Origin of the sequence: Altibacter sp. HG106 (assembly GCF_028561755.1) — a bacterium.
Taxonomy (GTDB): domain Bacteria; phylum Bacteroidota; class Bacteroidia; order Flavobacteriales; family Flavobacteriaceae; genus DFVG01.
In genome coordinates this window covers 96731-117063 of the sequence record NZ_JAQQTD010000006.1, presented here as the reverse complement: position 1 = coordinate 117063, position 20333 = coordinate 96731, and the positions used below count along the sequence as shown (strand labels likewise).

Genomic DNA, 20333 nt, shown 5'->3' with positions numbered 1-20333 from the left:
TTGTTTGACATGGAAATACCGAAATATTTAATGGGCGATAATTCCGACTTCCCGGATTCGTTGTTCGTGATACATACCGATTTTCCTCGATTTATTATCGATTTGACCACCGATGAGGTAGAGTGGCTTGAAGAATTTGATCAGCACGATCAAAAAGAATTAGAAACCGAAACCGAAACCTATATTCGAGAGGCAACCGAGTTCTACGATCGGGAAATAGCACGCTACGAGGATGATTGAACAGCTGTTGGAATACGACACCGAACTTTTTCTCTTTCTCAACAGCTTAGGGTCTGAGTCATGGGACGGGTTCTGGACCATAGTAACCGAAAAATGGTCGTCCATTCCACTATATGCCTTATTGTTAGTGCTCATTTTCAAACACTATGGTTGGAAACGCACCGTACTTATTTTGGTGGCGGTCGCGCTCATGATTACCGCGACTGATCAATTGGCCAATCTTTTTAAATATGGAGTACAGCGGCCTAGACCCTGTCAAGTCCCTGAACTACAGGAGGCCATGCGCTTTGTGGCAAAGCGATGCGGTAGATTTGGGTATTTCTCGGCCCATGCCGCCAGCTCCATGGCCGCGGCAGTGTTTTTAGGGTTGGTATTGCGTTCATGGTACCGTTATTTGCCATTTCTGCTCCTTGCCTGGGCTGTGCTGGTTGCCTATAGTCGAATTTATTTAGGCGTGCACTATCCATTAGATATTATCACAGGTATGGCGATTGGTGGAAGTTTGGGAGGACTCTTTTACACCTTACAAAAATATGCTCAGCAGCGCTTAGCGCTTTCTAACTAGATACAAATCTCGGTACAGCCTTGGCTTATGATTGCGATGCTCAGGCCCTACCGGGTTCATGTCATAACGTATCACTTTCTCTACGGCGAAGTGTTGCTTCGGAAATTCTTGTTCGAGTACTGGAAGGTTTTCTTCGGCCACCAAGATTCCAAAAGCAGCCTCTTCGGGAACTTCCGTCACGCCGTCTTCGGTGAGCACGGGGATGGGTTTTCCATAGTCCCAGATCAATTCTGGCGTAAAGCCGCCTAATTCATAGACCGGAAGCGCATTGTTTGCTTGCCAATCCTGCAATTCAGAAAGTGGCCGATACTCCGGATTTACGGTGAGAGCAGACGCCATAGGCATTCCGAAGGAAATAATGGCGATAATAAAAGCGATGGTCAGGTAGAATACCGGTTTGATGCGCTTCCAACGTAAATGTCGAAGCATGAGCAGACTTATAACTACCAGAGACACACAAAGCAATACAAACCATACCCATTGCCCGGTAAGTTGATCTTTCAAAAGAACATAGCCCGCGATCGGGAATGCAAGTCCGATGAAAGCGATCAGTCCGAAATTAAAGAACACGGGAATGGTTTCCCCTTTATGGGGGAGGTTGCGAAATTTTCGAAACAGATATTCTATGTAATATGCGGTATTTAAGGCCATAGGAATTAAGACCGGCAGCAGGTAACGCGATTTTTTTTCAGGAATAATAGAGAGCAGCACTACGGCAACTAGCGTCCAAAGCAGCGTGAATTGATACCCCTTTTTGTTACTTACGCGGTTCTTCAGATAGGGATAGAGCAATCCGATAAACGCTGGGAGCGTCCAAATACCGCTTTGCGTAAAGAAACTCCAGTAATAATAGAAGGGACGTACATTGTAGCCCGTCCAATTGGCCGCTTCACGGCGTGTAATTTCAGCGACGGCTTCGGCATCAAACGTATACACATACCAATGCCACCACCCCGAGCAGAGTGTTGCAATCACAAGCAATAGTACGATGGGCAGTAGTTGTTTCCGAAGCGATCGAAACCGATAGGTCACTCCAAAGGCGATGAGAAAAGGTAGAAAAAGGGCATACACCGAAACCGGACCTTTGCTCATAAACGACAGTCCGATAAAAATTCCTGCCCATAGGGCACGAACGTACGGTTTCTTTTGGGTTTGAAACCATCGAAAAATTTGGTAGATAGCCACCATCATAAAGGCATGAGTAAAAATGTCCCATTGTCCATTTCGGCCGGAGAAAATGATGTAAAAAGAGGTGGCCAGAATTAAGGCTGAAATGAATGCATAGCGCGAATCGCCCGCCAGACGTTTGCCCAGTCGATAGGAGGTAAGCACTAATAATAGGCTCATAAGCGCTGCTGGAAGTCGGAGCCCAAACATACTTTTGAGTCCGAATACCAACCCGGAAGCAGCCGTTAACCATGTGGGTAGTGGAGGTTTTTGATAGCGTGGCTCGCCGTTTAGTGTGGTAAGCAGCCAATGCCCATCATCGATCATTTCACGCGCGGTAATAAAGTTACGCGCTTCCATGATATTGATATAGATCGCATCGAGGTGAAAGAAAAAGATGGCAAGACACGCCAGGGTCAGAAAGAGGATAGGATGTTTCTCAAGCGTTTTCATGGCGTTCTTTTTTTCCGATGAAGATATTTCGAATATAAATAATCAAACCGGCGCTGTGCCCTACAAACATTACCGGGTCTTTTCTAAAGATAGCGTAGGTAAGAATTAAGGCGGCCCCCAACACACTGAGACGCCAGAAACCAACAGGGAGCTGGGAGGTTTTTGTTTTTTCGGAAATCATCCATTGATAGACAAAGCGGAGGGTAAAAATAAGCTGCGCGATGATTCCCAACCATAAAAGCCAGACAGGGATGGCTTCATTCTGAAATAGTTCTACCGCGTCGTATTGACCGTTGTTGTAGCCATAAATCACTACCAGCACCGGGAAGACGAGTAAGAACCAGCGTAAAATTTTGGGTGATTTGTACCATTCGCCTTGTAGTTGTAGGTTTCGAATATAGATAAAGTACGTAAGCGTTTGCCCCAACATGATGGCAAAGTCATCTCGCAAATACCCATAAACGAATAACAAAAAAGAGGCGAATAGACTAAGTTTCCAGAAGAGGGAAGGAGTGATAATTCTTTTTTGCCGTTCCGAAAGAATCCATTGTAGGAGCAAGCGTCCTGAAAAAAGGAGCTGTGCCAGAAAGCCGATGCCATAAATAAGCGCCGTGCTCATCCTTGGTCTTGGATCTCGTAATTGATATACTTTCGTTTCATCCAAAGATAGGCGAAACAATCCATCAACGGACCTAGCAGTCGGTTCCAGAGTCCGAATTTCGCGGTTCCCGCCACCCTTGGAAAATGCCGCACCGGAATTTGAACGATGCGGCCCTTCTGTAATAAAATCATGGCAGGAAGGAATCGGTGCAATCCTTTGAACATCGGGATGCGTTTGGCGTACTCGGTTTTGATCACCTTTAACGGGCATCCTGTATCGTCCATGCCATCATGGGTAAACGCTCTGCGAATTCCGTTGGCAATTCTCGAAGAGGTGTTTTTTACGAAGGAATCTTTGCGATCTGCCCGAACTCCCGTCACCAATTCGTGATCATCGATATGCTCTAGTAACAGGTTAAAATCTGCGGGAGCGGTTTGCAGGTCGCTGTCGATGTATCCCAACAGCGGAGTCTCTACATGATCGAATCCGGCTTTAATGGCAGCGCTTAGGCCTCGATTTTCGACAAAGGAGATATATGTAAACGCTTCATTTCGAAGGCAAATGGCTTCTATCAGCGACTGGCTCGCATCCTTTGAGCCGTCATTTACAAAAAGCACCTTCGTTTTCTTGCTAGCGATTGTTAGATACGCTAAAAGTTCTTGTTCTACCCGTTCCAGATTGTCTTCTTCGTTGTACACGGGTATAATGACGGTAAACTCGTACATATTCGATCGCAGGTTATCCCTGCAAAAGTATTTCTTTTTTGCAGAATACCCAGAACCATAAAAAAATGGTTTCTTTGTATGTCGAATCGTACCTATGAAAGCACTCGTTACCGGAGCCGCCGGATTTATTGGATCGCACACTGCACAACGCTTACAAGGCATGGGGTGTGAGGTAGTTGCAATCGATAATTTTTCTCCGTACTACGATCCCGAATTAAAAAAGCGCAACGCTGTGGCACTCTCCCAACAAGGCATTGTCGTGCAGCAATTAGACCTTCGCCTGTCTCATTTAGGCGAATTATTGGAAAACGAGTTCACGCACGTTTTTCACTTTGCAGCTCAGCCGGGAATTGCTTCTACCAGTACCTTTCGCGACTATTATGAAAATAACGTATTGGCGACGCACCGACTGCTCGAAGCGCTTGAAACCATATCACAACGACCGTATTTTGTGAATATGGCCACCTCCTCTATCTATGGTTTGGAAGCCACCATGACCGAAGACGAAGCTCCGCGCCCAGCTTCTTGGTACGGTGTTACCAAATTGGCCGCCGAACAATTGGTGTTGGCCTATGTTCGCCGCGGACTCTTAACCGGGACGTCCCTACGGTTGTATTCGGTGTATGGCCCTAGAGAACGCCCCGATAAGCTTTACACCCGTTTAATCGATTGTGGCTTAAACAGGAAGCCGTTTCCGCTTTTTGAAGGAAGCGAACATCACCTGCGCAGCTTTACATATGTTCAGGATATTGTTGATGGTATTGTGAGCGTGATTGGAAAGGAAACCGAATGTAATGGTGAGATTTTTAATCTGGGCACTGAAAAAGAAAATAGTACAGCGACCGGGATTGCTACGGTAGAAGAAATTCTAGATACCACTATTCAGGTCGATGTGCAACCTCCGCGTCCCGGCGATCAATCCCGAACGAAGGCAAATATTGATAAAGCCAAAAAAGTTCTTGGCTATAACCCGAAAACGTCGCTAAAAACGGGATTAGAAGCACAGGTCGCGTGGTTTCAGGAACATTTTATTTCGTAAGTGAAAGCAGATAGGCTGCGGCTTCGAAAGGGGTTGTTTTTTGCTCGTGAATACGCTCAAGTTGCGCCTCAAATGCTTTTTTAACCTCTACATTACTAAAGAATGCTTGCTGTAACGTATTCTCAATAGTTTGAAGCAACCAAAATCGGTTCTGTTGCTTTCGCTTTTCTGAAAAATATCCGTTGTCCTTTACCGTATCAAGATAATCCTGAAGCGCCTCCCATACCGTATCAATCCCTTCGTCCTTCAGCGCACTACAGGTCATAGCCTTTGGGGTCCATTGGCTTTCCTTCGGCGGAAACAAATGCAGGGCACGATTGAACTCAGTTCGGGCGAGTTTTGCAGCCTTCACATTGTCTCCGTCGGCTTTGTTGATCACAATCGCATCGGCCATTTCCATAATTCCCCGTTTCATACCTTGCAGTTCATCGCCGGCACCGGCGAGCTTCAGAAGTAAAAAGAAATCGGTCATGGAGTGTACGGCTGTTTCACTTTGTCCTACCCCCACCGTTTCTATAATGATGGTATCAAAGCCTGCGGCTTCACAGAGAATAATAGCTTCACGGGTTTTACGGGCTACGCCTCCTAAGGAAGTTCCACTGGAGGAAGGGCGAATGTAGGCATTTGGGTCTTTTACCAGCGACTCCATGCGTGTCTTATCGCCTAAAATGCTGCCCCGACTTACGGTACTACTGGGATCCACTGCAAGAACTGCCACCCGATGTCCTTTTTTGGTGAGATAGGTTCCGAAGCGCTCAATAAAGGTGCTTTTACCCACGCCGGGCACTCCTGTAATTCCAATTCTAAAGGAAGGAACGGCATGCTGGAGGCATTGTTCTAAAATCGATTTGCTGATGTTTTGATGTTGTGGGGCTTCGCTTTCAATATAGGTGATGGCCCGACTTAACGCAGTGGTGTCTCCTAATTTCAGCTGGGCCACCAGGGTTTCGACTGAAATGGATTGCTTTCGTTTCTGTTTAATGGTCGCTGCCGCCTGTTTACTGAGGTTGGTGGGCGTGGTAACGCCGTCTTTTTCTGAAAGGGCTCCGCTGTCCTGTTTCTCTTCCGCCATGCGTGAAATTTATGACAATTTTATGAATAAGGGTTTCTTAAAAATACGCAACCTTGGTATATTGATTATTCAAACCAAATAAAATAATCATGAAAACATTATATGAAGGTATTTCTACCGCCACCGGCGGGCGAAAAGGCCACGTGAAGAGTGACAACGGTCCTGTCGACCTATCCTTATCGGTCCCTAAATCGATGGGAGGCGATGGGGGCGACGGCGCCAACCCAGAGCAATTGTTTGGATGCGCCTATGCTGCTTGCTTTGGCGGTGCGGTGCAATCGGTAGCGGCTGCTGAAGATATCGACATAGACGAGGACAATTTGAGTGTTAAAGCAACCATTGGTTTTTGTAAGGATAAGGAAGGGTTTTTCCTAGAGGCTACCTTAGATGTTTACATCCCGAATGTTGATACCGAAACGGGTGAAATGCTCGTTAATAAAGCACATGAGGTTTGTCCCTTTTCAAAAGCAACGCGCGATAACATTACCGTGAATCTAAACCTCCTCATTGACGAAGACTAAAAAGATCACCCTCTTACACTGAAAAAGCCGGAGCAATGTACTCCGGCTTTTTATTGTGGTTATTATTGTATGGGTAACTAGATAGCGCGCATCTGTATGATTCTGGCGTCGTTATCATCGTCATCATCCTCTTGGGACCCGTCCGACATCACCTCTGCCTCGGTTACTTTCTTATGGCTATTATCTTTGAAGTGGTTCTTTTTATGCTGTTCGGCTTGCTTTAGGTACCACTGAATCTTCTTGCGGTGTTTGTAAAGCATTTCCAGGATAGGCTCCGGAAGTTCTTCCGTTTTCAGCATATCAGAGATTTTGGTGACGATCCCTTTATCCCTTGCCATTCCTTCCGCCAGCATATCAACCGCATCGTAGTTGTCTAGTGCCTCTTTGATCTCACTCCAGGTGCGATCGGTATTTCCTTTTTCAACGTCCAATTCTAGTGGTTCAATATCTCTTGAACTCAACTGATTGGAAATATCGTTGGCGATACGATTACGTTCGGTCGCCATGTAATTCATAAATCGCTTGAGGTCGGTGGTTTGTGCATCCTGAGCTGCGTTATAATAGTATTGTTCAGCCCTAAAGCAAGCTACCATCAATCTATTCAGTCGATCAAAATCTTTGTATTTATCTTTCATAACCCTCTCTTAGTTCATCCTAAATGTACAACAAAAGACAGTCCAAGAAGGGGTACTTAATTATATTTTAACTTAAAAAAAGTTAATATTTTGAAACGCGGGAAAGAATCCCTCGTCTTTTAACTGAACAGCAACCAAAAAAACCATCAAGTTTGTCGAACCAACTACTTGTTGAGCAATGTAAACAGCATGACCGAAAGGCGCAAATGGCCTTGTACAATCAATATTGTGAAGGCATGTTAATTGTTGCTAGCAGGTATATAAACGACACGGCTGCGGCAGAAGATGCGATGCAAGAGGCCTTTATCAAGGCTTTTACAAAGTTAGATCAGTTTCAGGGAGACGTCACCTTTGGAGCCTGGTTAAAACGGATCGTGATCAATACCTGCCTGGATGTGCTGAAGGCGCGAAAATTGGAAACCGATCCTGTGAATGAGGAAACGTTGACGATTGTACAGGATGACAACTGGACCGTGCCCGATGCCACCACCGTTGCGGAAGTAAAAGAAGCCATTGCGGCCCTTCCGGAGAACTATCGCGTAGTAGTAACGCTCTTTTTATTAGAAGGCTATGACCATCAGGAGATTTCCGAAATACTGGGCATCACTGAAAGTGCCTCGAGAACGAACCTACATCGCGGAAAGAACAAATTAAAAGAACACTTAAAGCATTTGCAATATGGCACAGGATATTAGATCGCTTTTGAAAGAAGACACTTCCGAACCGAAGAAGCTTTCAAAAGGACATGAAGCACGGTTCGAGGCACGACTTGCTGCGGCCTTTCCGGAAGAGAAGAAAAAGAAACGCCCTGCGTTTCTCTTTATGAAGATTGCTGCCGTAGGCTTGGTGTTGCTTACGTTGAGTATTTTTGGATATCGATCCTTGACCAACGAATCGACGCCTCCCACTATCGTTGATACCGATAATACGTCCTCTGAGACACCACTCACACCACAGATCACCCTGGGAGATCTTTCTCCTGATTTGAAGAAAGTAGAAGAGTTTTATACTGCTGGTATCAATGTTCAGCTTGCCTCCTTAGATACTTCTAATGAGAATAAAGATCTCATTGACGGCTATATGAGACGCCTAAAAGATCTGGATGCAGAATACACACGATTAACGCAAGAACTTAACACACTGGGCCCAACAGAAGCGACCATCAACGCCCTTATAGATAATTTGAAACTTCGTTTGGAATTGCTGTTCAAACTGAAAAACAAATTAAAAGAACTAAAAGAAACAGATGATGAAAAATATATCAATATGGAAGCATAGTTTTTTGTTGAGCGTCGCAATACTCCTTTCGGGAGTGTCGTTTGCACAAAAGAAATATGTAGAAACCTTTAGTGTTGGAGAAGATGTGCTGGTGTCTGTAAATACCAGTCACACCCATGTGGTCTTCGAGACCTGGAACAAAGATATCGTGGAAGTGGAAGCTCGTATCGAGGGTGAAAACCTTTCCGAAGCACAGAAAAAAGAGATTTTTGACAACTGGGATTTTGATATCCTGGGAAACAGCAAAAAGGTAGTGATTACCTCTCATGCGGGAGGATCGTGGAGTGGCATGGAGTCGTTATCAGGACTAGGCGCCTTGAAATCACTGGAAAGTTTGAAAGTGCTCGAGCAACTTCCTGAAATGCCTATTTTGAAAGATCTAACCACCATGAATTTTGATGTGGTCGTTCCAGATGTGCCCGATTATGAAGAAATGCCAAACTGGCCTTTTACCGAAGAACGCGCTAGCATTCATTACAAAGATGGCTACACGAACTTCAACTTTAACAATAACGGGAGCTATGTGTTCGATAAGTCGGAATACGAACGCAACAAGCAGTCGTATGTCGATAAGTTGAACCGTAAGTACAAGACCAATGTGACGGTAAAACAAACCGATCGCTGGTTAAAAGATGTGGACGAATGGGCCAAAGGCTTTGAAAAGGTCATGGAAGCCTGGGGAGAAGATTTTGGAGCGAAATTTAGCAATCAGTTTGGGCCCGAATTCGAGCGAAAAATGGAGGCCTGGGGAGAGAACCTCGGAAAGCAGATGGAAGCTTGGGGAGAAGAATTCGGAAAAGAATTTGAGAAAGAAATGGAAGCCTGGGGAGAGAACTTTGGGCGAGAAATGGAAGCCTGGGCCGAGCAATTTGATGAAGGTCCGCATGGAAAAAAGCACAACGTCAAGGCGTATATCCTAAAAGAGAAGGATGGTAAAAAGATCCATCCCGAGGCACGAAAAACCATTATTATCAAGATGCCCAAAGGTGGCAAAACAGATATCAATGTGCGTCACGGAGAAGTGAAAATGGCCGATGCCTATAACGTACGTGCGAAATTGAATTATGCAGCGCTTACAGCCAATAGCATTGATGGGGGGAGTACCCTCATCAATGCGGCCTATGCGCCGGTGTATATCAATGAATGGAACGACGGCTCTCTGGATGTGGATTATGTGGAGGATTGCAAATTGAACGAGGTAAAAAACATTGTGTTGAAGGCCAATTCGAGCAATGTTCAAATTAATGTGCTCGATCGAGAAGCCTTGCTACAAGGGTCTTTCGGAAACCTTTTTATAAATAAAGTGGCGAACAACTTCAAAGTGGTTGATATCGTTCTCGACAATACGAACGCCACTATCTTGCTTCCCGATGCTGGGTTCGATTTCTATTTCAACGGAAAGAAAACACGACTGCTACACCCTAAATCCTTACAGGTAAATCAGTCGAAAAACGGGAACAATGTACTGCTTCGCGGCTATCATAAGTCCCAAAACAACAGTGCTTCCTTCAAGATTGACGCGCGCTACAGCGACGTTACCCTAAAAAATTAAACGCCTTACGTATTCCAGGTAAGGCGTATATTCTCTCTTCTTCTGCATCGACCTTCGATGCCTTTTTTATATACAAAAACCACCTCTGTGGCAGAAGTGGCTTGCGTTAGGTGTTCTCAATTTTGATTATGCTTCTCGATTCAGTTTTTTCGTTATAAAGAACCCAGACAACAATCCGGCGCCTGCCATAAAGAAGATGGTACCGGGATAGGCTACATCTTCATCAAGGCCTAGAACCTGACTGAAAAAGGCGGCGATAAAAATACCAAGACCGATACCCATCGCCAAAAGGGCCAAATTAATGACAATGACTTTCCACACGGGAGTGACCCTTCGTTCCTTCGAGTAAAAAATAGACGCATCGGCACCTTTTTCGATAAGCGCAAGGCGCTCGCGATTGCGTGCTGAAATGTACAAGTAAAAAATTCCGAAAATAACGCCAAAGACGATTGGTAAGATAACTACTTCTGATCCCATAATTTGATTGATTTAATGACTATTGTTCGTTTTTAAAGGTAGGACGTACTCCTTACAACTTCGGTTACATAATTTGCCGAAAATTATCTTTTCTTATTTTGTAACCACATGCCCGATAAAAACGTCTTAATAGGGATGAACCATGACACTAACCAAGCGCTCATTGAAAAGAGTTTAAAGGGTGATACCAAAGCCTTTGGTCTTTTGGTAACCACTTACCAAAGCTTGGTCTATACCGTTCTTGTTCGCATGGTTAAAACTCCCGAAATTGCTGAGGAATTAGCGCAAGACACCTTTGTGAAAGCCTATCATTCGCTGGCGAGTTTTCGGGGCGATGCAAAGTTTTCGAGTTGGCTCTATCGCATTGCCTATCGGAAAGCGCTCGATTATCTTCGGAAGGCAAAGCGAAACCCCATGCAAGAGTGGGAGGAAGGGGCCGCTGTGTTGGCGGTAGCACCCATTCAAAACGCGTTGGAACAATTAGAGCAGAAGGAACGAGAAGCCATTATTCGAAAGAGTATAGAAATGTTGCCGGAAACCGACGCCGCCTTAGTGACCTGGTATTATTTTGACGATCTTTCGGTTAAAGAAATCGCAGCAATAACCGAGCTGTCAGAATCGAATATTAAAGTAAAGTTACATCGAAGTCGTGCCAAGCTGTACGAGCAATTGCAGCAGTATGTACTTCCGAATCTATCGAAACCACATGGAAAAGCCATCTAACGAAAAGGATCCTTTTTTACGCAAACAACTTCAGGAAGTACCGCTGGAAAGGGTTTCCAATCAGTTTTCAGAAAATATTATGAGACGACTGCAGCCTCAACCGCTTTCGAAAACCCCACCCTTGATATCCAACACGGTGCTTTGGTGTATTGGAAGTGGCTTTTTGGGAGCTTCGTTACTGCTGTGGGGATGGCCAAATCTTACATTCTTTAATTCTGAAGTGCGATCCATTATAGCGACATGGAAATGGAACCCTGCGATAGAACTCCCAAATCTCTCTCAGCATGCTATGTACGCCGTGGCGTTCCTGTCGCTGTTTCTACTTCAAATACCATTTTTGATAAAACAGCGCATTTCTAAGGAATAAAAAAGTCCGACAAAGGTGTCGGACTTCCATACTCTTTAGTGATCTACTAACACCCATTCGCCTTTGTCAAGTAGCGGAATGGCCTGTTTGTATTTCACCGTTTTGTTTTCGCCGCTCATCACATTTTTGATGGTAACCCGGTCGTTTCGCCCAATTTTTGGGCGTTCTCGGGTAATCGTTTCTGTTACTTGCGGTTGTTTTTGGGTGTTTCCGGCGGCACGTGATTGTGCTGCGCGTTCGTCCATATTTGGAATTTCTTCTTTTTGTTCGCTCAGCTTTTCCTTCGGACGTGTTTGTCGCGCTTCCTGAATTTGTTGATTCTCCTGCGGAAGTTCTCCTTTGAATAAGAACGAGATAACATCCTTATTTACTTTATCGATCATTTCTTTGAACAATTCGAAGGCTTCAAACTTGTAGATCAATAACGGGTCTTTCTGCTCGTGCACCGCTAATTGAACCGATTGCTTGAGTTCGTCCATCTTCCGAAGGTGATTTTTCCAGGCATCATCAATAATGGCTAACGTAATGTTCTTTTCAAAATCTTGAACCAATTGTCGGCCTTCGGTTTCGTAAGCTTTTTCCAGATCGGTCGCTACGTTGAGTGTTTTTACTCCGTCAGAGAACGGCACTAAAATTCGCTTGTACTTATCCTTTTGGGTTTCGTACACATTTTTGATGACCGGAAAGGCCATTTCCGCATTGCGCGCCATCTTTTCCTGATAGTGCTCATAAGCTGCCTTGTAAATAATTCCGGCGATCTTCTTGGCGTCCATTTTTTCGAATTCCGCTTCAGAAATAGGCGAACTCATCGAGAAAAAGCGGATCAATTCGAACTCAAAGTTCTTGTAATCCTGTGCCAATTTGTTGCTTTCGGCGATCACTTCCGAAGTGTCGTAGATCATATTCGCGATATCCACTCGGAGACGCTCTCCGAAAAGCGCGTGGTAACGACGTTTGTACACAACTTCTCGTTGGGCGTTCATCACATCATCATACTCCAATAAACGCTTCCGGATACCAAAGTTGTTCTCTTCTACTTTTTTCTGGGCGCGCTCAATGGATTTTGAAATCATGGAATGCTGAATTACTTCGCCTTCCTTCAATCCCATACGGTCCATCATCTTGGCAATTCGTTCGCTTCCGAAGAGACGCATCAAATTATCTTCCAGCGACACGTAGAACTGAGAACTTCCCGGATCTCCCTGGCGACCGCTACGCCCGCGCAACTGGCGGTCTACACGTCTAGAATCGTGGCGTTCGGTACCAATAATGGCCAATCCGCCTGCTTCTTTTACTTCTTTGGAAAGCTTAATATCGGTACCCCGACCGGCCATGTTGGTAGCAATGGTTACCATACCCTGGTTACCGGCTTCCGCAACAATATCGGCCTCTTTTTTGTGCAATTTCGCGTTCAGTACATTATGCGGAATCTTCCGAATCCCCAGCATCTTACTGAGCAACTCAGAGATCTCTACTGAAGTAGTACCAATCAACACCGGGCGTCCGGCCTCTGATAGTTCCTGAACCTCTTCGATCACGGCATTGTATTTCTCGCGTTTCGTCTTATAGATCTTGTCTTCGCGATCGTCTCGAGCAATCGGCTTGTTGGTAGGAATTTCCACCACATCCAATTCGTAGATCTCCCACAACTCTCCTGCTTCCGTAACGGCAGTACCCGTCATACCCGACAACTTGCGATACATTCTAAAGTAATTCTGAAGGGTAATGGTCGCAAAGGTTTGCGTGGCCGCTTCGATCTTTACATTTTCTTTGGCTTCAATCGCTTGATGGAGTCCGTCGCTATAACGACGCCCATCCATGATTCGTCCGGTTTGTTCATCCACGATCATCACCTTGTTATCCATCACCACATATTGCGTATCCTTTTCGAACAGGGCATACGCCTTAAGGAGTTGGTTCATGGTGTGAATACGCTCACTTTTGATGCTGAAGTCACGAAATAATTCTTCCTTGGCTTCGGCCTCCTCTTCTTTGCTGAGTTCTTGATTTTCGATCTTCGCTATTTCGGTTCCCATCTCGGGCATCACAAAGAAATCGGGGTCATCGTCTCCGGAAAGGTAATTTACCCCTTTATCGGTTAATTCGATCTGATTGTTTTTCTCATCGATCACAAAATACAATTCGGCATCAATCTTCGGCATTTCCCGATTGTTGTCCTGCATGTAATAATTCTCCGTCTTCTGAAGAATTTGTCGCACGCCTTCTTCGGAAAGAAATTTGATCAAGGCCTTATTCTTTGGGAGCCCGCGATACACCCGAAGCAGTTGAAACCCTCCTTCTTTGGTGTCGCCTTCCGAAATTAATTTTTTGGCTTCCGCCAGTACTCCTGTTAAGTATTTTCGTTGCACGCTCACGATATCGTCGATCTTCGGCTTTAATTCATTGAATTCATGTCGGTCGCCCTGAGGAACCGGTCCCGAAATGATCAACGGTGTTCGTGCATCATCAATTAACACGCTATCCACCTCATCTACGATGGCGTAGTGATGCGGACGTTGCACCAGGTCTTGAGGCGCATGCGACATATTATCACGGAGGTAATCAAATCCAAATTCGTTGTTGGTTCCGTAGGTGATATCGGCATTATACGCTTTGCGTCGCGCTGCAGAATTTGGTTTGTGGTGATCGATACAATCAACGCTCATTCCGTGGAATTCAAAAATAGGAGCCATCCAGGCACTATCTCGCTTGGCCAGATAGTCGTTTACCGTAACGAGGTGTACGCCATTTCCGGCGAGCGCGTTTAAGTAAACAGGAAGGGTTGCTACCAGTGTTTTACCTTCCCCCGTTTGCATTTCGGCCACTTTGCCTTGATGAAGGGCCACCCCTCCAATCAGCTGCACATCGTAGTGAACCATATCCCAGGTCACTTCTTTTCCGGCGGCATCCCAGGAATTACTCCAGATGGCTTTTTCCCCATCGAGCGTTACGTAATCCTTTTCGCCCGAAAGTTCGCGGTCGAACGGACTGGCATTTACGACAAGAGTGGTATTGTCTTTAAAGCGTTTTGCCGTTTCTTTAACCACGGCAAATGCTTCGGGAAGAATTTCATCTAAGGTAGTCTTTTCAATAGCGTAGCGATCGTCCTGTAGGGCATCAATTTGGTTGTAGATGGCCTCTTTTTGGTCGATATCCTCCATGGTTTCAGCCTCTTTTTCCAAAGATTCGATCTGTTGTTGGATGTCCAGTTGATCTTCTTTAATGCGTCTTCGGAAGGCATCCGATTTGGCGCGGAGCTCGTCCAGGCTTAACTTGGCGATGGCCGCTTCGTGTGCCTTCACCTGATCGACTATGGGTTGGATGTCCCCGATGTCTTTTTTGGACTTATCTCCTACAAATACTTTAAGTACACTATCTAAAATTCCCATGGGATTATGCTATTTTATCGTTGCTGTCGCAGTTGCATTAGCGTAAGCTACAAAGCAACTGCAAAAAAACCGTTTTGCCAAAGGTTTCTGTTATCAATAAGGTATAAAAAAAGCCCCTTTACAAAGAGGCTTTTGTTGTTTTTATTTGTTTGAAAAACGCATATTTCATGCGGTTTTCTTAGTATTCATCTTCGTTCCAAAGATAATCTTCATCTGTTGGATAATCTGGCCAGATCTCTTCGATAGAATCATACGAATCTCCTTCATCTTCGATCGCCTGAAGATTCTCTACCACCTCTAAGGGAGCCCCCGTACGGATGGCGTAGTCTATCAATTCGTCTTTTGTTGCCGGCCAAGGCGCATCACTTAAATAAGATGCTAATTCTAATGTCCAGTACATGGTATCGATTTAATTTTTTGCAAAAATAATTTTTTAGTTCAAAAAGCCAAGAAAAAAAACAATTATTTCAGCTGTATTTTAAAGAACGCGCTAGAGCTTTGAAACGTTGGTCACTATCACTCCCTACTTCTTTTCGGGTATCCAGGGCGTCTCTTCGGCTCCTACCACTTTAGACAACTTCCGTGCCAGCACAAAAAGATAGTCAGAAAGTCGGTTGAGGTACGTTAGCACCTGCGCATCTACCGGTTCTTCCGTATGGAGTAGCGTCGCTAAACGTTCCGCACGGCGGCACACGCAGCGCGCAATGTGACAATATGACACCGTAGGATGACCTCCCGGTAAGATAAAATGCGTCATGGCGGGAAGTGTCTCATTCATGGCGTCAATTTCATTTTCCAATCGTTTGACAGCTTCGACATCAATTTTTGGAATATTTAATCGCTCTTTGCCGCTTTTGAGTTGCGCCTTTTCAGGGTCTGTGGCAAGCATGGCTCCCAGTGTAAAGAGATCGTGCTGTAGGGCTGCCAGAAATTCTTTTGTTTCCGAAGGGATCTCCTGATCGCGAATGAGCCCGATATGAGAATTCAATTCGTCTACGGTTCCGTAGCTTTCAATGCGTATGTGATGTTTGGGAACTCGGGTGCCGCCAAAAAGGGCGGTGGTTCCTTTATCTCCTGTTTTCGTGTAAATCTTCATGAGGGGTCGTTCTGTTCGTTTCTTCGATCTTTATATCGGGTACGGAAGCTGCGTCGATCGCGCTTACGAAGGGATTTGTTGCTGCGTTGTACAAAGTACAATACCAGTAGAAACAATCCTGCGGCCAGTCCTAAATAATAAAACACCTTATTCTTTTTTCTGAAGTAATAGATTTAATTGCATGCAACGAAACAAATGGCGTTTCGATTGGGCCGAACGTTCCCAGTCCTTTTGATGGGCACGTTTACCCCAGGCTTCCTTTGTATGCTTCGGAAGCGGTAATAAGGTAACTAAAAAATACCACTTTGAGGTGCCCAGCACCCCACGTTGATCGAGAATGGTAAAGGCGTCTTCAAATTTACGAAAGGTCTTTCTTCCGAAGGGAAACTCCCAGGCCGCATCACTTTGGAAGGGTCGGTATAGGGTTCTTAACAACCACACCGGGTAGCTTGTCTTCAGTGGATCGTAACTGATGATCTTTCCTTGCGGAGCCAGCTTTTCCTGAAGTCGGTCTATCAACATATCCACATTCTTGAAGTGGTGTAGCACGCCGTAGGCATAAATGATATCGAACGGGCCTTGCGAAAATTCCCCCGAAAAGAAATCTACAGCCATGCCTTTAGCATTGGGAATATCACTTAATTTTTCGTTGAGTTTCGCAATGGCTTTATCGCTCAAATCGATCCCCACGTACGAGGCACTATTTTCTGCGAGGTAGCGCGATAAGTTGTTTCCGGAATAGCAACCAAGGTCCAGCACCTTCTTGTCGCTTAGGTCGCCCAGCCATTTTCGATGCAAGGCATAGGTTTGTTGCAATACGCCAAGTTCTTTGCGAATGTCTTTGAGGCCCTTTTCCCGAATAAACGACCAGAGTCGTGTGGGTAGGTTTTTCTTTTTGGTATTGTAGAACTCCTTCTGCTTCTTATTCTTTTCCAGCGTCTTTTCTACCGTTTCCATGGGCGCATGTTATCGATTTCGTTTATCGCTTTCTACCATTCCATCTCTCAGTCGGATGATACGGTGGGCGTGTTCGGCAATATCTTCTTCATGGGTAACTAAAATGACAGTGTTCCCGGCTGCATGAATGTCATCAAACAGTTTCATGATCTCGACCGAGGTTTTGGAGTCTAAGTTTCCTGTGGGCTCATCGGCAAGGATAATGGAAGGTTTGTTTACCAGAGCGCGCCCTACGGCAACGCGTTGTCGTTGTCCTCCAGAAAGTTGATTAGGTCGGTGATCCATACGATCGGCCAGTCCTACATCACTAAGAACTTCTTCTGCCCGTTCGGTGCGTTCGGCTTTGCTGGCGCCGGCGTAAATCATAGGAAGGGCCACATTCTCTAGTGCCGTTGTTCTGGGAAGCAGGTTGAAGGTTTGAAACACAAAGCCAATCTCTTTATTGCGAATTTCGGCGAGTTCATCATCGGTCATATTGCTCACGTCTCTGCCGTTTAGTTCATAGCTTCCCGAGGTAGGAGTGTCTAAGCAACCCAACAAATTCATCAGGGTAGATTTCCCCGAACCAGAGGGTCCCATTAACGCAACGTACTCGCCGCGGGCGATGTCAAGATCGATCCCTTTTAATACTTTTACGACCTCTTGCCCCAGGGGGAAGTCGCGTTTAATGTTTCGGATTTTAATGACTAGGCTCATAAGCAATTCCCTATTTTAGACGTCATCCATAGGACGCAAAGGTACGTTACGTGTTACAAACGAATCACGAAATGTTGTTTTTTCTGTTCGCTTCGGAAAAATACGAATCCCCATTGAAATGTATCAATACTAACGGTTACTCGTTCGTTTGCACAGATTTGTTTCCAGGCTTCGGTCATTTCAGCACTCCAATAAATATCATCAAACAGCAATACCGAATGTTCATGAACGTGCGGTAGCAGCCATTCGAAATACTGAAGCGTATGTTCTTTACTGTGGTGCCCGTCTACGTAGACCAGATCGTAGGTGGCGATAGGATGTTCTTTAAAAAAAGATTCAAACGCTTGTGTGTACAACCGAATGCCCTCCAACCCATAGGTCTCAAAAAGCGCGTTTGCGCGTTGTGCCGTTTCTTCGCAGCCTTCGATGCTAATCACCGATGCTGCTGGCTTTCCTAAGCTCATGGCAGTAGTGGCGAGGCCCAGGGAAGTTCCTAGCTCTAACATGTTTGCGGGCTGTAGGTAGCGTACGAGTCGAAATAACAACCGCTGTCTTTTTTTAGAGATGCCCACGTGCTTTGCGATTTGACTCACTTTGCGTTTGTTTGAAGAAAAGACCCGCGATCCGGCTCCCAGATCAGAAACCTGAAGGGTACTGTGGTCGTGGGTCAACTCCTTTCGCACCGCCGAAAGGGTTTCGTATTCGGGATAGCGCTTTCGGTCATAGAAACACTGGGTAACTAGATGGTAAACAAAAGGGGAGTGGACGCCGTGCTGATTTTTGGAGCGCCACAAAAATTGAAGGTACGATGTAATCGCGTGTTTCATCACTCAGCGCCTTCCAGTTTAGCGGATAGTTCGAACCAACGTTCGGTTTTTTCGTCAATGGTATCGATGAGGTCTTGCAGATTTTGCGATTGGATATCAATTTCTTCTCCATCCCAATTCTCGGTCGCGAATTTATTCTGAAGCGCTTCTTTCTCTCCTTCCAGTTTGGCGATCTCCTTTTCGAGCTTTTGATATTCTTTTTGTTCCGAATAGCTCAAGCTTGCTTTGGGTCGGTCTTTTTTCCAGTCGGTTTTGGCATCCGACTCTTTTTCGGTGGGTGCAGGATCCTGACTGTTTTCATAGGCTCTGAAATCGGAGTAGTTTCCCGGGAAATCGTCTATAACTCCTTTTCCGCGGAAGACAAACAAATGATCAACGATTTTATCCATAAAATATCGGTCGTGGGAAACCACCAGTAAGCAGCCCGGAAAATCCAGCAGAAATCGCTCTAACACATTCAACGTAACAATATCCAGATCGTTGGTAGGTTCATCCAGAATCAAAAAATTTGGATTTTTGATCAAGACCGTACACAGGTACAGTCGTTTTCGTTCGCCTCCGCTCAATTTTTCTACGTAATCGTACTGTTTTTTTCGGTCGAATAAAAAGTGTTCCAGCAATTGTGCTGCCGAGATTTGTCGCCCTTTTTTCAGCGGAATAAAATCGCCGTATTCCCGAACCACCTCAATCACCTTTTGCCCGGGTTTCATGGTAATTCCCTTTTGGGTGTAATACCCAAATTGCACGGTTTCTCCAATAACCACCTTGCCCGTATCAGGTGGCAAACTGCCGGTGAGTATGTTTAAAAAGGTAGATTTCCCGGTACCATTCTTACCAATAATCCCTACGCGTTCCCCCCGTTTGAAGTTATAATCAAAAGAATCGAACAGTTCTTTATCACCGTACGATTTGGAAATATTGTGAAGTTCTACGGTTTTGGTACCCAAACGCTCCATATTGAGTTCTAGCTGCACTTCGTGATCGTTGCGACGTTGGTGTGCCCGGGCCTTGATCTCCTGAAAATCATCGATGCGCGACTTACTTTTGGTGGTACGGGCTTTGGGTTGTCGCCTGATCCAGCTCAATTCCGATTTGTACAATTGTTTCGCTTTGGCCGTTTCGGTGGCATCCACTTCCAGTCGGGCTTCGCGCTTTTCCAGATAGTAGCTATAATTGCCCTTGTAGCTATACAGCGTTCCTTGATCTAATTCTACAATTTCATTGCATACCCGTTCTAAAAAATAGCGGTCGTGCGTCACCATAAACAGGGTGAGTGCTTCTTTGGCGAACAGGGCTTCCAGCCACTCGATCATTTCCAGATCGAGGTGGTTGGTGGGCTCGTCCATGATCAATAAATCGGGTTGGGTAAGGAGGGCGATCGCCAGAGCCAGTCGTTTTTTTTGTCCGCCGCTGAGATTCGCTACCTTTTGATCTAATTGCTCGAGCTTCAGCTGAAAGAGAATTTGCTTGTAACGCGTTTCGAAGTCCCATGCATTATGAGCATCCATAGCATCGAAGGCAGCTTGGTAGGCTTCGGAATCTTCAGGGTTTTCAAGCGCTTTTTCATACCGGGCGATGATGGCCAGTATCGGGTTTTCGGAAGCCAAAATGGTTTCTTCTACGGTTCGGGTAGGGTCAAGATCGGGTTCCTGATCGAGAAAAGACACTCGCAATTTTTTCCGATAGATCACCTCCCCGGTATCGGGGGTGTCGGCTCCGGACAAAATGTTCAATAAACTTGTTTTTCCGGTTCCGTTTTTAGCGACAAAACCAATTTTTTGTCCGGCATTGATTCCGAAGGAAATATCGGTGAACAAAACGCGTTCTCCATACGACTTAGATATGTTCTCAACCGAAACGTAGTTCATAGGGACTTTTTTGCAAAATAAATAGAAATTCAGCAGTTCCCTGCAATTATATTTTATTATTACTTTGGTTGCTTTATATTTGCTC

The 20333-nt window shown here is 45.3% G+C and carries 22 protein-coding genes; 9 read left to right on the top strand and 13 right to left on the bottom strand.

Annotation, left to right across the window (positions count from 1 at the left end; all coding sequences use genetic code 11):
* Positions 1-9: 9 nt before the first annotated feature.
* Together PO830_RS11510 and PO830_RS11505 are read left to right on the top strand one after the other, a co-directional pair.
* Positions 10-240 (top strand): hypothetical protein, encoded by a 231-nt coding sequence (locus tag PO830_RS11510; RefSeq protein ID WP_272853721.1) that lies wholly within the window; start codon positions 10-12, stop codon positions 238-240.
* Positions 233-805, top strand: coding sequence for a phosphatase PAP2 family protein (locus PO830_RS11505; protein ID WP_272853720.1), 573 nt, complete (start codon positions 233-235; stop codon positions 803-805). Before PO830_RS11510 ends, PO830_RS11505 begins: the two co-directional genes overlap by 8 nt.
* On the opposite strand, the gene PO830_RS11500 is transcribed toward PO830_RS11505, so the two are convergent.
* The 3 genes from PO830_RS11500 to PO830_RS11490 are packed head-to-tail and all read right to left on the bottom strand — an operon-like array spanning position 788 to position 3751.
* Positions 788-2425 (bottom strand): ArnT family glycosyltransferase, encoded by a 1638-nt coding sequence (locus tag PO830_RS11500; RefSeq protein ID WP_272853719.1) that lies wholly within the window; start codon positions 2423-2425, stop codon positions 788-790. The genes PO830_RS11505 and PO830_RS11500 overlap by 18 nt on opposite strands.
* Entirely contained in the window at positions 2412-3044 is a 633-nt protein-coding gene (locus PO830_RS11495; protein WP_272853718.1) for a lipid-A-disaccharide synthase N-terminal domain-containing protein, read from the bottom strand. Before PO830_RS11495 ends, PO830_RS11500 begins: the two co-directional genes overlap by 14 nt.
* Entirely contained in the window at positions 3041-3751 is a 711-nt protein-coding gene (locus PO830_RS11490; protein WP_272853717.1) for a glycosyltransferase family 2 protein, read from the bottom strand. The genes PO830_RS11495 and PO830_RS11490 overlap by 4 nt, the downstream gene beginning before the upstream one ends.
* A 94-nt stretch (positions 3752-3845) precedes the next feature.
* Between PO830_RS11490 and PO830_RS11485 the strand changes: the two genes are divergently transcribed.
* Positions 3846-4790, top strand: coding sequence for an NAD-dependent epimerase/dehydratase family protein (locus tag PO830_RS11485; protein ID WP_272853716.1), 945 nt, complete (start codon positions 3846-3848; stop codon positions 4788-4790).
* Here the strand turns inward: PO830_RS11485 and meaB are convergent.
* Complete coding sequence (meaB, locus tag PO830_RS11480) at positions 4780-5862, bottom strand: methylmalonyl Co-A mutase-associated GTPase MeaB (protein ID WP_272853715.1); 1083 nt, start codon at positions 5860-5862, stop codon at positions 4780-4782. The two genes, PO830_RS11485 and meaB, sit on opposite strands and share 11 nt — an antisense overlap.
* 89 nt (positions 5863-5951) lie before the next feature.
* On the opposite strand from meaB, the gene PO830_RS11475 reads away from it, so the two are divergent.
* Complete coding sequence (locus PO830_RS11475; protein ID WP_272853714.1) at positions 5952-6383, top strand: organic hydroperoxide resistance protein; 432 nt, start codon at positions 5952-5954, stop codon at positions 6381-6383.
* Between the two features lie 77 nt (positions 6384-6460).
* On the opposite strand, the gene PO830_RS11470 is transcribed toward PO830_RS11475, so the two are convergent.
* Positions 6461-7018, bottom strand: a complete 558-nt coding sequence (locus PO830_RS11470; RefSeq protein WP_272853713.1) for a DUF2383 domain-containing protein — start codon at positions 7016-7018, stop codon at positions 6461-6463.
* A gap of 152 nt (positions 7019-7170) precedes the next feature.
* Between PO830_RS11470 and PO830_RS11465 the strand changes: the two genes are divergently transcribed.
* From PO830_RS11465 to PO830_RS11455, 3 genes are read left to right on the top strand one after another with little or no spacing between them, the layout of a single operon-like run.
* On the top strand, positions 7171-7713 hold the full coding sequence (locus PO830_RS11465; protein WP_272853712.1) for an RNA polymerase sigma factor: 543 nt from the start codon (positions 7171-7173) through the stop codon (positions 7711-7713).
* Entirely contained in the window at positions 7697-8296 is a 600-nt protein-coding gene (locus tag PO830_RS11460) for a hypothetical protein (protein ID WP_272853711.1), read from the top strand. The genes PO830_RS11465 and PO830_RS11460 overlap by 17 nt, the downstream gene beginning before the upstream one ends.
* Positions 8268-9848 (top strand): hypothetical protein, encoded by a 1581-nt coding sequence (locus tag PO830_RS11455; RefSeq protein WP_272853710.1) that lies wholly within the window; start codon positions 8268-8270, stop codon positions 9846-9848. Before PO830_RS11460 ends, PO830_RS11455 begins: the two co-directional genes overlap by 29 nt.
* 126 nt (positions 9849-9974) lie before the next feature.
* On the opposite strand, the gene PO830_RS11450 is transcribed toward PO830_RS11455, so the two are convergent.
* Positions 9975-10325, bottom strand: a complete 351-nt coding sequence (locus PO830_RS11450; RefSeq protein WP_272853709.1) for a DUF6249 domain-containing protein — start codon at positions 10323-10325, stop codon at positions 9975-9977.
* A 108-nt stretch (positions 10326-10433) separates the two neighbouring features.
* Here PO830_RS11450 and PO830_RS11445 point away from each other — a divergent pair, with 108 nt between their 5' ends.
* Positions 10434-11048, top strand: a complete 615-nt coding sequence (locus tag PO830_RS11445) for an RNA polymerase sigma factor (protein ID WP_272853708.1) — start codon at positions 10434-10436, stop codon at positions 11046-11048.
* Positions 11032-11415, top strand: coding sequence for a hypothetical protein (locus PO830_RS11440; protein ID WP_272853707.1), 384 nt, complete (start codon positions 11032-11034; stop codon positions 11413-11415). Before PO830_RS11445 ends, PO830_RS11440 begins: the two co-directional genes overlap by 17 nt.
* A gap of 35 nt (positions 11416-11450) precedes the next feature.
* Here PO830_RS11440 and secA read toward each other — a convergent pair whose 3' ends face one another.
* The 7 genes from secA to PO830_RS11405 form a co-directional block, all read right to left on the bottom strand.
* Complete coding sequence (gene secA / locus PO830_RS11435; protein ID WP_272853706.1) at positions 11451-14804, bottom strand: preprotein translocase subunit SecA; 3354 nt, start codon at positions 14802-14804, stop codon at positions 11451-11453.
* Positions 14805-14982: 178 nt separating this feature from the next.
* Positions 14983-15204, bottom strand: a complete 222-nt coding sequence (locus PO830_RS11430) for a DUF2795 domain-containing protein (RefSeq protein ID WP_008272287.1) — start codon at positions 15202-15204, stop codon at positions 14983-14985.
* A 123-nt stretch (positions 15205-15327) separates the two neighbouring features.
* A complete protein-coding gene (locus PO830_RS11425; RefSeq protein WP_272853705.1) occupies positions 15328-15900 on the bottom strand; it encodes a cob(I)yrinic acid a,c-diamide adenosyltransferase in 573 nt (190 codons plus the stop codon).
* A gap of 147 nt (positions 15901-16047) precedes the next feature.
* Positions 16048-16857: a class I SAM-dependent methyltransferase gene (locus PO830_RS11420; RefSeq protein ID WP_272853704.1), complete on the bottom strand. Its 810-nt coding sequence runs from the start codon at positions 16855-16857 to the stop codon at positions 16048-16050.
* Between the two features lie 9 nt (positions 16858-16866).
* Positions 16867-17553: an ABC transporter ATP-binding protein gene (locus tag PO830_RS11415; RefSeq protein ID WP_272853703.1), complete on the bottom strand. Its 687-nt coding sequence runs from the start codon at positions 17551-17553 to the stop codon at positions 16867-16869.
* Positions 17554-17606: 53 nt separating this feature from the next.
* On the bottom strand, positions 17607-18380 hold the full coding sequence (locus PO830_RS11410; RefSeq protein WP_272853702.1) for an O-methyltransferase: 774 nt from the start codon (positions 18378-18380) through the stop codon (positions 17607-17609).
* Positions 18380-20248, bottom strand: coding sequence for an ABC-F family ATP-binding cassette domain-containing protein (locus tag PO830_RS11405; RefSeq protein ID WP_272853701.1), 1869 nt, complete (start codon positions 20246-20248; stop codon positions 18380-18382). The genes PO830_RS11410 and PO830_RS11405 overlap by 1 nt, the downstream gene beginning before the upstream one ends.
* Positions 20249-20333 lie beyond the last annotated feature (85 nt).